At 38.0% G+C, this 15,204-nt stretch carries 14 protein-coding genes and 1 other annotated feature; of the genes, 13 read left to right on the top strand and 1 reads right to left on the bottom strand.

Going from position 1 to position 15,204, the window contains the following annotated elements; all coding sequences use genetic code 11:
- Nucleotides 1-98 precede the first annotated feature (98 nt).
- The 4 genes from ACE1MS_RS14765 to ACE1MS_RS14750 all read left to right on the top strand — a co-directional run bounded on the left by ACE1MS_RS14765 (nt 99) and on the right by ACE1MS_RS14750 (nt 5,501).
- A complete protein-coding gene (locus ACE1MS_RS14765; protein ID WP_031416973.1) occupies nt 99-1,730 on the top strand; it encodes a Na/Pi cotransporter family protein in 1,632 nt (543 codons plus the stop codon).
- Nucleotides 1,731-1,797: 67 nt separating this feature from the next.
- On the top strand, nt 1,798-2,277 hold the full coding sequence (locus tag ACE1MS_RS14760) for a DUF456 domain-containing protein (RefSeq protein WP_012295185.1): 480 nt from the start codon (nt 1,798-1,800) through the stop codon (nt 2,275-2,277).
- Nucleotides 2,278-2,451: 174 nt separating this feature from the next.
- A complete protein-coding gene (locus ACE1MS_RS14755; protein WP_012295184.1) occupies nt 2,452-3,057 on the top strand; it encodes a superoxide dismutase in 606 nt (201 codons plus the stop codon).
- Nucleotides 3,058-3,296: 239 nt separating this feature from the next.
- On the top strand, nt 3,297-5,501 hold the full coding sequence (locus ACE1MS_RS14750) for a peptidoglycan D,D-transpeptidase FtsI family protein (protein WP_031416970.1): 2,205 nt from the start codon (nt 3,297-3,299) through the stop codon (nt 5,499-5,501).
- A 56-nt stretch (nt 5,502-5,557) separates the two neighbouring features.
- Here the strand turns inward: ACE1MS_RS14750 and ACE1MS_RS14745 are convergent, their stop codons facing one another.
- A complete protein-coding gene (locus ACE1MS_RS14745) occupies nt 5,558-5,749 on the bottom strand; it encodes a hypothetical protein (protein ID WP_031416969.1) in 192 nt (63 codons plus the stop codon).
- A 561-nt stretch (nt 5,750-6,310) separates the two neighbouring features.
- On the opposite strand from ACE1MS_RS14745, the gene ACE1MS_RS14740 reads away from it, so the two are divergent.
- From ACE1MS_RS14740 to ACE1MS_RS14700, 9 genes are all read left to right on the top strand, one after another.
- On the top strand, nt 6,311-7,285 hold the full coding sequence (locus ACE1MS_RS14740) for a PstS family phosphate ABC transporter substrate-binding protein (protein WP_031416968.1): 975 nt from the start codon (nt 6,311-6,313) through the stop codon (nt 7,283-7,285).
- A 64-nt stretch (nt 7,286-7,349) separates the two neighbouring features.
- Nucleotides 7,350-8,297 carry a phosphate ABC transporter permease subunit PstC gene (gene pstC / locus ACE1MS_RS14735; protein WP_025116033.1) on the top strand — a complete coding sequence of 316 codons (948 nt, stop codon included), beginning with the start codon at nt 7,350-7,352 and terminating at the stop codon, nt 8,295-8,297.
- Nucleotides 8,298-9,176: a phosphate ABC transporter permease PstA gene (gene pstA / locus ACE1MS_RS14730; RefSeq protein ID WP_012295178.1), complete on the top strand. Its 879-nt coding sequence runs from the start codon at nt 8,298-8,300 to the stop codon at nt 9,174-9,176. It begins immediately after the preceding gene.
- Nucleotides 9,177-9,188: 12 nt separating this feature from the next.
- Nucleotides 9,189-10,022, top strand: coding sequence for a phosphate ABC transporter ATP-binding protein PstB (pstB, locus tag ACE1MS_RS14725; RefSeq protein WP_012295177.1), 834 nt, complete (start codon nt 9,189-9,191; stop codon nt 10,020-10,022).
- 13 nt (nt 10,023-10,035) lie between these two features.
- A complete protein-coding gene (gene phoU, locus ACE1MS_RS14720; protein WP_012295176.1) occupies nt 10,036-10,695 on the top strand; it encodes a phosphate signaling complex protein PhoU in 660 nt (219 codons plus the stop codon).
- 174 nt (nt 10,696-10,869) lie between these two features.
- Nucleotides 10,870-11,742, top strand: coding sequence for a hypothetical protein (locus tag ACE1MS_RS14715; RefSeq protein ID WP_031416967.1), 873 nt, complete (start codon nt 10,870-10,872; stop codon nt 11,740-11,742).
- Between the two features lie 74 nt (nt 11,743-11,816).
- Nucleotides 11,817-12,887, top strand: coding sequence for a mechanosensitive ion channel family protein (locus tag ACE1MS_RS14710; protein ID WP_031416966.1), 1,071 nt, complete (start codon nt 11,817-11,819; stop codon nt 12,885-12,887).
- Nucleotides 12,888-12,926: 39 nt separating this feature from the next.
- Nucleotides 12,927-13,135: a binding site (T-box leader), on the top strand.
- A 67-nt stretch (nt 13,136-13,202) separates the two neighbouring features.
- Nucleotides 13,203-14,588: an anthranilate synthase component I gene (trpE, locus tag ACE1MS_RS14705; protein WP_031416965.1), complete on the top strand. Its 1,386-nt coding sequence runs from the start codon at nt 13,203-13,205 to the stop codon at nt 14,586-14,588.
- Nucleotides 14,585-15,157, top strand: coding sequence for an anthranilate synthase component II (locus tag ACE1MS_RS14700; protein WP_012295171.1), 573 nt, complete (start codon nt 14,585-14,587; stop codon nt 15,155-15,157). Before trpE ends, ACE1MS_RS14700 begins: the two co-directional genes overlap by 4 nt.
- Nucleotides 15,158-15,204: the final 47 nt, after the last annotated feature.

Here is a 15,204-nt window from a genome sequence, read left to right as displayed (position 1 = left end):
TTATGTAAAGAAGTTAAAGGATTTCTTTACTTTTTGTTTGTAATCAATTAAAGATTAGAATTAGAGTAGTAGAGACGTAGGAATTGGAGCGAAAATAATTGACAATAGATTGGCAAAGCATACTCTTTCAGTTTTTAGGTGGGTTAGGAGTCTTTTTATTTTCCATTAAATTTATGGGTGATGGGCTTCAGAAATCAGCGGATGATCGATTACGTGAATGGTTAAATCGCTTTACAACTAACCCGATCATGGGAGTCTTAGTAGGCATATTTGTAACCATTTGCATTCAGTCAAGTTCTGCAACGACAGTCATCACTGTAGGGTTAGTGAGTGCCGGATTTTTAACGTTACGTCAAGCAATCGGCGTAATTATGGGAGCAAATATTGGTACAACCATTACAGCATTTATTATTGGCATTGATATCGGTATCTATTTTTATCCCTTGTTAGCAATCGGGGCAGGCTTTTTATTTTTCCTCAAAAGGGCAACATACCAACATATTGGTCAAATTTTGTTTGGCTTTGGTGGCTTATTTTTAGGGCTAGAGCTAATGAGTGCAAGTATGCAGTCACTACATCAACTGGCAGATTTTGCATCGCTCACGCTTCATTTAAGTAATCAACCCATTTTAGGTATATTTTTAGGTACCGTTTTTACCTTGCTTGTACAAAGCTCTACGGCCACAGTCGGTGTGCTTCAAGGCTTATATGCTGAGCATTTGATTGGTTTGAACAATGCCTTACCGATTTTATTTGGAGAAAACATCGGAACGACGATTACGGCGGTATTAGCGTCACTGGGCGCTTCTATTTATGCGAAACGGGCAGCCGCAGCACATGTACTCTTCAATGTGATCGGTACGATTATTTTCATGATTTTTTTTACCCCATTTATGCATTATGTTCAATGGGTCAGCGAATTATTTCATTTAGAGCCTCGTATGCAAATTGCAATTGCCCATGGCTCATTCAATGTACTTAATATGATGATTCAACTTCCATTTATTGCAGGATTGGCAGCATTAGTAACGAAATTGATACCAGGACATGATGGTCATATCAATGTCACAACAAAGCATTTAGATCCATCTTTTATTGATTCCTCCCCAGCAATTGCACTTGGTCAAGCTAAAGAGGAAGTATTACGAATGGGTGAACATGCTTTACGAGGCTTAGAAGAAACATTTCTCTATATGAAATCAGGGGAAGCCGAACATATTCCTACAGTTTTACAATTAGAGGCTGGCCTTAATCATTTAGATAATGAAATTACCGATTATTTAGTGATGGTGTCTAAGCAGCCCCTTTCTCGTGCAGACTCAGTAAGACATCATACACTATTAACAAATGTACGAGATTTCGAACGAATTGGTGATCACTTTGAAAATATCTTAGAGCTTTTACAATACAAGGACCATCATGAAGTGACCCTAAGTAAATCGGCACGACAAGATTTAATTGGCATGTTTAGTTTAGCCATTGAGGCTGTCCGTAAAAGTATAGAGGCCTTGGATACAGCTAGCTTAAGTTTAGCTCAAGAGGTGACGGAGCTAGAAAGCTTGATTGACGATATGGAGGATAAACTTCGTCAGAAACATATTGCACGTCTGAATACGAATGAATGCAGTGGGGCGGCTGGGATTGTCTATATGGACATTGTAAGTAACCTGGAACGTATTGGTGACCATGCGGTCAATATTGCAGACTCTATTTTGGGTATACGCCATTAACAAAGTGAAACTTTTCACTTTGTTTGTCCGTATGAAAGACAACGTACGATAAAAGGAGAGAAATTTTATGGAAGTTGTTGGCTGGATTTTAGTAGTAGCCTGCTTTATTATTTCATTTGTTGGTTTAGTCTATCCGATCATTCCAGGTGTCTTATTTTTAGTCGGAGGATTCCTACTATATGGCTTATTTTTCTCCTTCGCAGAGTTAAGCTGGTGGTTCTGGATTATTGAAATATTATTTGTAGTGCTGTTATTTGGCGCAGATACATTGGCAAATGCATTTGGCATTAAAAAGTTTGGTGGCTCTAGCGCAGGAATGTGGGGAAGCACCATTGGATTATTATTTGGCCCATTCGTCATTCCTGTGGCTGGAATATTAATTGGCCCATTTTTAGGGGCTGTCATAGCCGAATTAATTGTGGAGAAACGAACATTTAGTGAGGCTGTGAAAAGTGGTGTTGGTTCGTTAGTAGGGTTTTTAACTTCTACTATTGCAAAGGCTGTCATTCAAATTGTGATGATTATTGTATTTTTCTTCGCGATTTAATGTCTACGAGTGGGGTTTAATGAATCAAGCTAATGGGTAAGATAGTTAACGTATTGGTTTTTCAGTCAAAAGGCTGAAATCTTCTAAATGAAGTATTTTTCATTGAATGGTTTGACCAATTTTGATAATCTATTGATGTACTAAATATTTCTTATTTTAGGGAGGAACTTAACAATGGCTTACGAATTACCACAATTAACTTACGCTTACGACGCATTAGAGCCACATATCGATGCAAAAACTATGGAAATTCACCATTCTAAACACCACAATACTTATGTAACTAACTTAAACGCAGCAGTAGAAGGTACTGAATTTGCAGAAAAAGACATTAACGACTTAATCGCAAACCTTGACGCTCTTCCAGCTGACAAACAAACTGCTGTACGCAACAACGGTGGCGGACATGCTAACCATACACTATTCTGGGAAGTAATCGCTCCAGGCGGTTCTAATACTCCAGTTGGCGAAGTTGCAAAAGCAATTGATGCGAAATTCGGTTCTTTCGATGCTTTCAAAGAAGAATTTGCAAAAGCTGCTACAACTCGCTTCGGTTCAGGTTGGGCATGGTTAATCGTGGATGGTGACTCAGTTGCTGTTACGTCAACTCCAAACCAAGACTCTCCAGTAATGGAAGGTAAAAAACCAATTCTAGGCCTTGATGTTTGGGAGCATGCATACTACTTAAACTACCAAAACCGTCGTCCAGATTATATTGGTGCTTTCTGGAACGTAGTAAACTGGGATGTAGTAGAAGCTAAATTCCAAGCTGCTAAATAATGATTGAATAGTAAATGGCTATGCTAAGGTGAGAAATCACTAAGGTATAGCCTTTTTTTGTTGGATAAAAATGAAAAAGAAATGGATAGAACAAATAGGGCAACCTTTCCACTTTTGATACCGTCAAATAAATGATGTTTTCCGTAATAATTGTCAAGTGCATGCTTTCCTGTCAAACCTACGAATGGTATACTAAGTATCGTGTATTGAAATGAAAAAAGATAAGGAGGGGAATACATATGCGCAAAGCACCAGGGAAAAATCGCGCAGCGAGTGTTAAAGCAAAACATCACTCTAATTTAACATTTCGTATGAATATCCTTTTCTTTGCAATATTTATCGTATTTTCAATGTTGATTTTTAGACTGGGGTATATGCAAATCGTGAAAGGGGAAGAGTATGTACGACTTTTAGAGAGTACAGAAGAAGTTCCTGTCAATACGAGTGTGCCTCGGGGTAGAATGTATGATCGTTACGGTCGTATTTTAGTAGATAATCACCCAGAAAATGCGATTACGTATACGAAAATGCAAACGACTACAACAGATGAAATGCTAAATATAGCTGAAAAGCTGGCACAATTAATTGAACAACCAACAAATCGTGTCACATTGCGTGATAAACAAGATTTTTGGATTATCAAAAATCATGACGCGGCCTACGAAAAAGTGACAAAGGCAGAAGAAGCTAAAATTCGAGCGAAAGAAAATATTACGACAAGTCAAATCAATGCAGAGGTTGATAAACTAGTACGTGAACGCATTACCAATGAAGAGCTATTGCAATTGTCAGAGAAAGATTTAGAAGTATTAGCAATCTTTAGGGAGATGACATCTGGTTATAATTTATCACCTCAAATTATAAAAAGTGAAAATGTTTCGGCAGATGAATTTGCACGTGTCTCCGAGCGTTTAACGGAACTACCAGGAGTTAACACAACAACAGATTGGAAACGCGTAAAACTATCTTCTCTATCGATTCTTGGTCGTACAACTGTCCCAACAAAAGGGATACCAAAAGAAAAGCTGAATTATTATTTAGCCCGTGATTATTCACGAAATGATCGAGTAGGGGAAAGTTATATTGAGGCGCAGTATGAAGAACTACTCCAAGGTCAAAAAACAGTTGTCAAAAATATTACCAATAAAAAAGGGCAGGTAGTCGATACTATTACAACTTATGAAGGTGAGCCAGGTAAAGATTTAGTTTTATCACTGGATAGTGAGCTACAGGCTGAAACTGAGAAGATTGTAGAAGAAGAACTGCTTAATTTAAAAGCTCTTCCTGGATCGTATTTATTAGATCGTGCCTTTTTAATTATGATGGACCCTCATACAGGGGATGTCCTATCTATGGTTGGTAAGAAAATAGAAAAAAACCCTGAGACGGGGAAAAGTGAAATTGTTGATTATGGATACGGAACATTTACGACAGCTTATGAGGCAGGTTCATCTATTAAGGGAGCAACAGTTCTTACGGGGTACAATCAAGACGTTATCTCAATGGGCACCTCTATGGGGGATGAACCGATTAAATTGGCAGGTACGGATTTTAAAAGTTCCATTTTTAACAGGAGCGGCTATGTGCCAATGAACGATTTAATGGCCCTGGAACGTTCTTCTAACTCCTATATGTTTAAAATTGCACTATTGATTAATAAAACACCTTACAGCTATGGTATGCCATTACGTTTAAAGGATGATACATTCCCCAAAATGCGCAATAATTTTGCACAATTTGGGCTAGGTGTGAAAACAGGCATTGATTTACCAAATGAATTTAGTGGCGTGCGTGGTCCATCAGGTCCAACAATGGGTGGTAAAACATTAGACTTAGCGATTGGTCAGTATGACACATATACACCTTTACAATTAGCACAATATATTTCAACGATTGCTAACGGTGGTTATCGTATTCAGCCACATGTTGTGAAAGAGGTACGTGATCCATCACAGGATGGCAAGCAGTTAGGGCAATTAGTGACTGAAATAGGACCAACTATCCTCAATCAAATAGATAATCCTAAAGAAGAGATTGACTATGTAAAACAAGGATTACGTCGTGTATATACTGGATCATATGGGACGGCTCGTGGACAATTCTCAAATGCTCCATTTACAGCAGCAGGGAAAACAGGTACTGCAGAGGTAGTTTACTATGGTCCATTACGAGAACATTTTGGTACAAATACGATTACATTAACACATGTTGGCTTTGCGCCGTACGAAAATCCTGAAATTGCTTATGCAGTTGTTATTCCATGGGCAACAACTAATATGAATCAACATTTAGTCAATAACAATGTTATTGCTAGACGTTCTTTAGACAAATACTTTGAATTAAAAGCAAAATATGAAGCTGAAAAAGTAACAGAAAATAATGTGAAACAACCGATTTTACCAGCTATTACAGAGGAAAAAATTGGTGAGGATGAGCAAGAATAAGAAAACCGCTAGGCACTGGGATGCCTAGCGGTTATTTTTTTGGAAGAAGGTAAGCATCACGCAGATAACTGTCGGATGGCTAATTCAAATTGTTCTCTTGGTTTTACGCCATACAGTTCTAAATTATGATAGAAATACGAAGCTAGCATAAAATCAATCGCTTCTTGTAGTGTTAATTCGCGATGGTCCATAAGCAAAGTTAGATAGGTTTTAAAATAATCGGCATTTTGTACGTTTGCATGTTTCATGACAAAGGTAAAACTCCTCATCCATTACGCCTTATCCATATAATGTCCATATTTTCTCGTTGAAAATCTGTGACATCCTCTGAAGGCTTTATCTTTCCCTTTTCTAAAAATAGGGACTGTACCTAGCTTAGAGGTTGGTACAAAAATATTTACTGAATCAAGATAAAGTATTTCCTGACACAATTGATTATTATAGCATCTTTCCAATCGGAAGCAAATTTAACTTCTTTCATTTAGAAGTATGCGCTCCTCCAAATATAGAAGAGTGAAATATATATAGGATTTGCCCTTTCGATGGGTATCCAGTCACTCAGTGTATGTGGAGAAATCCTTCGGGGAACGTCGCGGATTTTGAATGAAAAGAGTAGATGAATTTAAAATCTGGGCACAGCCATGGCAAGGTGAAAATGAATTGTAAATGTATCTTTACAATCGTTTACAAAGCATTACATTCCTTTACATCTCTTTTACGAACCGTTTATACGACTTCAACATTCAGTCATTATAGTAAAGATTGTAAGACAAATAACTATAAAACAGTTCATGACGGAGGCAAATGAGATGAAAAAGTGGAAGTACTTAACGATGACAGCAGTAATGGGTTCTGCATTAATGCTAGGTGCATGTGGTAGCGATTCTGCACAAAATGGAAACAATACTGAAACGAACGCACCTGCTAGTTCAGGACAAGAAGCTGCTGATGAAAAGCTACAAGGCTCTGTAGCTGGAGATGGCTCATCAACAGTTGCACCAATTATTGAGGCAGTTGTTGAAGAGTATGCAGGCGCACAACCAGATGTCAAAGTATCAGTAGGGGTTTCTGGTACAGGTGGTGGTTTTGAAAAATTCATCGCAGGTGAAACAGACTTTTCAAATGCATCTCGTAATATAAAAGATGAAGAGAAAGCGAAACTAGGAGAAGCTGGTATTGATTATACAGAGCTAGCTCTAGCATATGATGGTTTATCAGTAGTCGTGAATCCAGAAAATGATTGGGCGAAAGATTTAACTGTAGAACAATTACAAAAGATATGGATTGAAGATGGAAAAGAGAAGAAATGGTCGGACATTGATCCATCTTGGCCAGATGAGAAAATCGTTTACTATTCACCAGGTACTGATTCAGGCACATACGATTACTTTGATGAAATCATTTTAGATGGAGCTGATCTAGTAAGCTCAGCAACATTATCAGAGGATGATAATATGCTAGTTCAAGGTGTATCAGGTGACAAAAACGCGATCGGATTCTTCGGTTATGCTTACTATCTAGAAAATAAAGATAAATTAAATATCGTTAAAGTAAATGGTGTAGAGCCAAATAATGAAACAATTGAAGCTGGTGAATATACACCACTTTCACGCCCACTTTTCACATATGTGAAAAATAGCGCTATGAAAGATAACGAAGCAGCATATGATTTCATTAAATTTACATTAGAAAACGCAGGTGATATGGCTGAGGCTGTTGGCTATGTTCGTTTACCTGAAGAAAAATATACTGAAGGCTTAAAAACTTTAGAAGGTTTAAAATAAGTAGACATGCATAGAGGGAAAGAGATGTATGCTCTTTCCCTCCCTTATTTGAAAGGAGCTCCCAATGGTTTCTCAAAAGGAAAATAAGACCTCATCTGTGCAGCAATTAATTGCAAATTCGCGCAATCATAAAACTAAGAAAATAGTGGAAAAAGCAATGCCAGCTCTATTATTTTCTGCAGCAATTATCTCTATTTTAACGACATTTGGCATTGTTTTCACCCTTATTTTTGAAACGTTTGAATTCTTCAAACGTGTGTCGATAACGGATTTCCTTTTTGGGACGAAGTGGTTACCGTTTTCGGGGAATGAACCGTTATTTGGAATTTTGCCGTTAATCGCTGGTACATTAAAAGTGACACTTATTGCAGTTGTAGTAGCCGTGCCATTTGGAATTGCTTCAGCTATCTATTTAAGTGAATATGCAAGTGAAAAAACAAGACGTATTGTGAAACCTATTTTAGAGGTTTTAGCAGGTGTACCGACTATCGTTTACGGATTCTTTGCTTTAACGTTTGTCACACCTTTATTACAAGAAATTGTACCTGGACTTAAATTATTTAATGCACTTAGCCCAGGGATTGTTGTAGGGATTATGATTTTACCAATGATTACATCTCTATCTGAGGATGCCATGTCTTCAGTACCAAATAGTATGCGCGAAGGGGCTTTAGCTCTAGGTGCAACAAAATTTGAGGTAGCCATTAAAGTAGTTCTGCCTGCTGCCCTATCCGGCATTATCGCCTCTATAGTATTAGCTATTTCCCGGGCAATTGGAGAAACGATGATTGTGTCGCTTGCAGGTGGATCAACACCGAAATTTGATCTCAATGTGACGGATTCTATCCAAACAATGACAGCATACATTGTACAAGTTTCAACTGGTGATGCAGGTTATGGAACTACTATTTACTACTCCATCTATTCTGTTGGATTTACACTATTTATCTTTACGCTAGTAATGAATTTACTGGCTCACTATATTTCGAAACGCTTCAGGGAGGTTTACTAGATGCGCTATATGGATGACACAGCCGTCATGAAACGAATGACAAAGCGTATTACATTCAATAAAGTTTGGAAAACCTTATTTTTCTTAGCTACTACGTTTGCGCTTGTTACCTTAGCTATTTTGCTTTACCGCATAGTGACACAAGGAATTGACTATTTAAATATTGATTTCTTAACGAATTTTGCATCACGTTTTGCAGATAAAGCAGGTGTCAAAGCTGCCCTAATTGGTTCACTTTGGTTAATGGCAGTTGTAGCGCCAGTATCCATTATTTTAGGTGTAGGTACGGCAATATATTTAGAGGAGTACGCAAAGAAAAATAGAATCAACGACTTTATTCGTATGAATATCTCAAATCTAGCGGGTGTACCTTCCATCGTTTTTGGATTACTAGGTTTAACTATTTTTGTACGCATGATGGGTTTAGGAAAAAGCGTTTTAGCTGCTGGCTTAACAATGAGTTTATTAATTCTACCTGTCATTATTGTAGCGGCACAAGAGGCCATTCGTGCTGTACCCAACGAGCAACGAGAAGCTTCATATGGGATGGGCGCAACAAAATGGCAAACGATTTTACGAGTGGTACTTCCAGCCGCTATTCCCGGTATTTTGACAGGAAGTATTTTGGCTATGTCCCGTGCCATTGGGGAGACAGCGCCACTTGTTGTCATCGGAATTCCAGTCATTCTACAATTTTTGCCGAATGGTTTACTAAGCCAATTCACAGCCCTACCGATGCAAATCTATGATTGGGCAAAACGTCCGCAAGAAGCATTTCAGTATGTGGCCGCAGCTGGTATTTTAGTGCTTATGACTGTTCTTCTATTGATGAACTCTATTGCCATCTTTATTCGAAATAAATTCCAAAAACGTTATTAATGAGGTGACCTTATGGTACTAGATTTAAAAGAGGAAAAAACAATTGTCAAATTGAATCAAGCGACGACGAAATCTTCCGCTGATATAGCGAAAAATATTGTTTATGATACACGTAACTTGAATTTATGGTACGGTGATCATCAAGGCCTAAAGGATATTAATTTAAGTATTTATGAAAATGAAGTAACGGCGATTATCGGGCCTTCTGGCTGTGGTAAATCTACGTATTTAAAAACATTAAACAGAATGGTAGAGCTTGTTCCTAGCGTTCGTACATCTGGTGAAATTTTATACCGTGAGCGTAATATTTTAAATAAAAACTATACGGTAGAGGAATTAAGAACACGCGTAGGAATGGTGTTCCAAAAGCCAAACCCGTTCCCAAAATCTATTTATGATAATATCGCGTATGGACCAAGAATTCATGGCATTAAAAATAAAAAGATTTTAGATGAAATCGTTGAGAAGTCTCTAAGAGGAGCAGCTATTTGGGATGAGGTCAAAGATCGTTTAAATCAAAATGCCTATGGATTATCTGGTGGTCAGCAGCAGCGTATTTGTATTGCAAGATGCCTAGCGATTGAACCGGATGTCATTTTAATGGATGAGCCAACATCTGCATTAGACCCAATTTCTACATTAAAAGTGGAAGAGCTTGTGCAAGAGTTGAAAAAAGACTATTCCATTATCATTGTGACGCATAATATGCAGCAAGCTGCACGTATCTCTGATCGAACAGCGTTCTTCCTGAGTGGAGAAGTGGTAGAATACGATAAAACAGATATCATCTTCCAAACACCATCCGATCAACGTACGGAAGATTATATCTCAGGACGTTTCGGCTAAGGAGGAGCAATCAATGGTAGTACGTGAGCGTTTTGAACAGGAGTTAAAAGAAGTTCAGGGGCAATTTATTGCACTTGCCAATAGCAGCATTTTTGCATTAAAAACAGCTTTTGAGGCATTAGTCGAACAGGATTTAGAAAAAGCATTGAAAATACTTGAGGACGATTTAATCATAAATCGGCTAGAAGAAGAAATAAATGATCATGTGATTCTTATGATTGCTAAGCAACAACCTGTAGCTACTGATTTACGTCGTCTCATGGTCCTTGTGAAAGCAGCAGCAGATATGGAAAGAGTGGGCGATTATGCTGTGAATATCGCTAAAGAAGCAATTCGAATTGGAAAAGAACCGATTGTGTTCCCTATGACAAATCTACAAACAATGTGCAATAAAACTGTAGAAATGCTAGAGAGCATTATGAAGGCCTTTACAGAGGAAGATACCGTTCGTGCTAAAGAAATCGCTGAATTAGATGATTATGTGGATGATTTATACGGAGCTACGGTTACACTTTTGCTGCGTGCAGGCGTGGAAGACCCCGCACATATTTCTCAAATTACCCATCTAACATTTATTTGCCGATATTTAGAGCGCTCTGCAGATCATGCTACTAATATTGCGGAGCATCTTTTTTACTTAGTGAAAGGCAAGCATTATGAATTAAATAATTAAAGAAGAAGAGCTATTTGCTAGCTCTTCTTTTCATTTGAAAAAAATAATGAGAAGCAGCAACATTGTGTTTTTATGTGGCGTCTATATAGCGAGCGTTTTGTATTGTCAAAAAAATTTTTTGGTTATACTATAGACAATATCCAAAAAAACGTGGTGCTTAGGAGGTGCTGCTTCGTGAAAGACGCGATAGAATCACTCATAGAAAAGTTTAATCAAGATATGTCACTAGAACAACGTAATTATTTACGTTTTCTCTATGAAAACTTACATCTTGAGGAATTAAGCAGCAGGGAACAACATTATTTTATTGACTATTTTTTAAAGAGTGAACCATTACGAAAAATGGCAGCATTTGCATTAGAATTAGCAGACATTCTGCATGAGGTTCGTGAAAATATTCCCGCTATCGAAAAGGCTGAGAGACTGGCTAATGGCAAGGAGCAGCGTTTGTATTACGAACGGAAATGGTCAGAGCTAAGACGTCAAAAGCTCAAACAGCAAACAACAAAAAATGGCAATGTGTTTTATATACCCTTTCACGACTACAAACAGGATCCTGGGCCCATAATTATTTGTTTAGAGCAGACGACAGGGATGGAAGCTTATTCAGAGCTATGTAAAAGCATGATTTTACCGTTATTTATGAATGCCCATCGCGAAAATCGCGATTTATATATCATCCCATATGACCGGCAAATCAATGTTCACTATCGCTTTGAAAATGGTCATTTAAATTTAGCTGATTTTAAGAGCTTTATTGAATATAAAGCTAAAGGAGAAGCTGAGCTTTTGCCTGTTCTACAGTTTGTCAGATCAATATTGCATGAAAATCAACTAGTCACCGAAGCAGAAGTCATTATATTTACAGAGGGCACTCCTATAGATGGACAGCATCTCGTCAGTAAGCAAGCCAAAGTGATGCTGGAGGAAATGAAACGAAAATACCTTGCTGAATTTTCGGTCATTGCAATGCATGAAGATAATTTTAATGAACAACAATTTTGGTTTGCCAATAAGGCTTTCTTTGCGGATGATGCCATACAATAACAGAAAGGGGCTAACCTTTACGGAAGGTCAGCTCCTTTTTATTGGAGATACATAGGTACTAAAAGGAGATATACATGGATTCATTACATTGGATTATACCTAAATTTACAGTCCCAACTTGGATGGATGTCTTAGTAGCGATTATTATTTGTATAGTTGGTTGGCTGATTCAACGATTTATCATAAAAAAGATCATTAATCGCCTGGTCATCTTTTTAAGAAATCGCCACCGAAATTTCCAAGCCAATGTGCTTGCACAATTTAGTAAAGCCATTGGCTATGCATTTATGACAGCAGTCATTGTGCTTAGCTTATCTTATTTAATAGAAGTTCCTTTATTTACGCATAAATCAACGAAAAATTTTGTATTGTCTATTATGGTGTTTTTTGCTTTTAAGGGCGTATATGACGTTTTAAATTTCTATACAAAGCAGCCACTTCAATTAACTAGCGAAGAGGACCAAAATGTACTATTACCTTTTTTCCTACGAATTGGTAAAGTACTCATTATGATTTTTGCCATGTTTACCATCGCATCATTTTGGAACTTTAATCTGAATGGCTTTTTAACAGGGATTGGCTTAACGGGAGTAGCGATTGCTTTTGGAATTCGAGATACGTTAGCCCATGTGTTTGGTGGTATGTCCGTGGCACTTGATAATCCATTTCAAATTGGCGATTGGATTGCGACCGAAGATCAAAAAATCGAAGGGACGATTGAAGATATTAATCTTCGCAGTACCTTAATTCAAACAGGAGACAAAGGCCTTGTCTATGTGCCAAACTCTTATTTGGTTAATCGTCCCATTTACAACTTATCGAGACGAGAGAAGCGTAAATGTGAGCAATATTTATATGTAGCTGCTACAAATGAAGAAGACACAATACGCAGTGCCTTAACAGCTATTCATAAGGAAATTTATTTACATGCTAACACAGAGAAAGACATGATCCATGTTTATATTGATGAATTTCATTATGACAGGTATCGTGTGCTTATTCGCTTCTTCGTTGCTACGAACGATACAGCAGTCATGCTAGAGGTACGCCAGGAAATTTTCTTTGCCATTCGCCAAATTGTGGAGGAGCTATCAATTACTTTAGCAGCCCCAGAGGACGATGAAGGACCGAGAAAGAAAAAATAAATTGAATTGTAAGATAGTTTGCATTACAATATAACCTAGTAATCAGCGTTGATGAAGAGTAGTAGCTATTAGTATTTGTCATAGAGAGCTAGTGGTTGGTGGAAACTAGTACAAATAAATAGTGAATGGACTTCGGAGCTCTAATTCTGAACTACTAGTATGGATTAGCGTATGCCTACGTTATAAGGCTTAGAGAGGGTCTTTTTATTGACCAATGAAGGTGGCACCACGGCTTTTCCGTCCTTTTGTGATGGAAAGGCCTTTTTATATGGATTTTGGTGTAGAAGAGCAGAGCTTAGAGAAGGAGAGAAGAGAATGACAGTTGAGATGAGAAAGTATGCCATGAAAGTATTACAGGGTGATATGATGACCCCTATCTCTGTCTATCAATCATTGAAGGGGCAGCATAAAATGCTGTTCGAATCGTCAGCCAAGCATGAGGAAAGTGGACGTTACTCCTTTATTGCAGTTGATCCAGTGGCTGAATTAAAAGGAAATAATGAGGGGTATACCTTTATTAAAGGACTGGAAAAGGAAAAATCGAATGGGAATGTACTCGATTATTTAAAGCGAGTGATGCCGTTCCATGAAGAAACGTATCCATTCCATTTTTTTGGAGGCGCTATCGGTTTCTTTGGATATGAAACAGCTTTTTATACAGAAAAAATCGGTGAATATTTACAGGATGAATTAGCCATGCCTGATGTCCATGTTTTTTTCTATGACACATTTATTGTTTTTGATCATATGACACAGAAAATTACATTGGCTTCAATAGATTTATTTAGAGAAGGGCGTTCCTTCGAAGAGATGAAAGCATCTATTTCAAAGATGGAGCAGCAGCTATACAAGGGGACAGCTTTTGCTGCCCTCAAAGTAGATAGTCTTGATTTTAAGCCAATGATTTCGAAGGAGCAATTTGTCGCTTTAGTGGAGCGTGCGAAGCAACATATTTTGAAAGGGGATATTTTCCAAATAGTGCTATCCCAACGGTTCTCAGCCTCGTTTACAGGCTCACCTTTTGCGCTATACCGCCAATTACGGACCTCCAATCCCTCTCCATATATGTTCTACATGGATTATGGGTCCTATATTATTTTAGGAACATCTCCAGAAAGCCTTGTAAAAGTTAAAAATCGGCAGGTGACGACAAATCCAATCGCTGGTACCAAGCCGCGTGGTGTGACAAAGGAGCAGGATGAAGCCATTGCCAATGCGCTATTGGAGGATGAAAAAGAAGTGGCAGAACATCGTATGCTCGTGGATTTAGGTCGCAATGATCTTGGTCGCATTGCAAAGGTGGGGTCTGTAAGGCTGATGAAATTCATGCATATTGAACGGTATAAATATGTCATGCATATTGTATCTGAGGTATTAGCAGACCTACGTGACGACCTCCAAGTTTTGGATGTCCTTCGTGCTTGTTTACCTGCGGGCACAGTGTCAGGAGCACCAAAGATTCGTGCGATGCAGCTTATAAATGAATTAGAGCCTGTAAAGCGTGGCGTCTATGCAGGAGCTGTTGGGTATATATCTACGACAGGTGATATGGATTTAGCCCTTGCTATTCGTACCATGATTATTAAAGATGGGAAAGCTCATGTACAGGCAGGTGCAGGTATTGTTCACGACTCTGTTCCATTATCTGAATATGAGGAAACGCTGAATAAAGCTCGAGCACTATTGGAGGTAAAAAAATGATTTTATTAATTGATAATTATGATTCCTTTACCTACAATCTATTTCAACAAATAAGCATGCTTGGGAAAAACGTTAAAGTTGTGAGGAATGATGCTATTACAATAGAAGAAATTCAAAAAATGTCACCGGAAGCTATTGTTTTATCTCCCGGACCAGGAACACCAGCGGAAGCAGGTATTACAGTTAATGTTATTAAGGAGCTATATCGAAAATTTCCTATATTAGGGATTTGTCTTGGACATCAATCCATTGGGTACGCATTTGGAGCAAACATCGTGCAGGCTCAAACCATCATGCATGGCAAGCTGTCACATCTACAATATGAACAAACGGGTTTGTTTGCACAATTAGATGGAGATATTCAAGTAATGCGCTACCACTCTCTCGTTATTGAAGAACCTTCATTACACAGTGATTTTCACATTATCGCAACAGCAGGTGATGACGAGGAGATTATGGCTATACAACACAAAAAATATCCTCTTTACGGTTTGCAATTTCATCCTGAATCTATCGGTACAAAAGAGGGAAGTAGAATGATGCAAGCCTTCTTTGAAAGTATTGCTTAAATAAAAAAAGCTGTCGCCTCCTAATTTGGATCTAGCGACAGCTTTTC

This window comes from Lysinibacillus sp. fkY74-1 (assembly GCF_053165895.1).
Note: the sequence above shows the minus strand (reverse complement) of the source record. Positions and strands in the feature narration are given on the sequence as shown.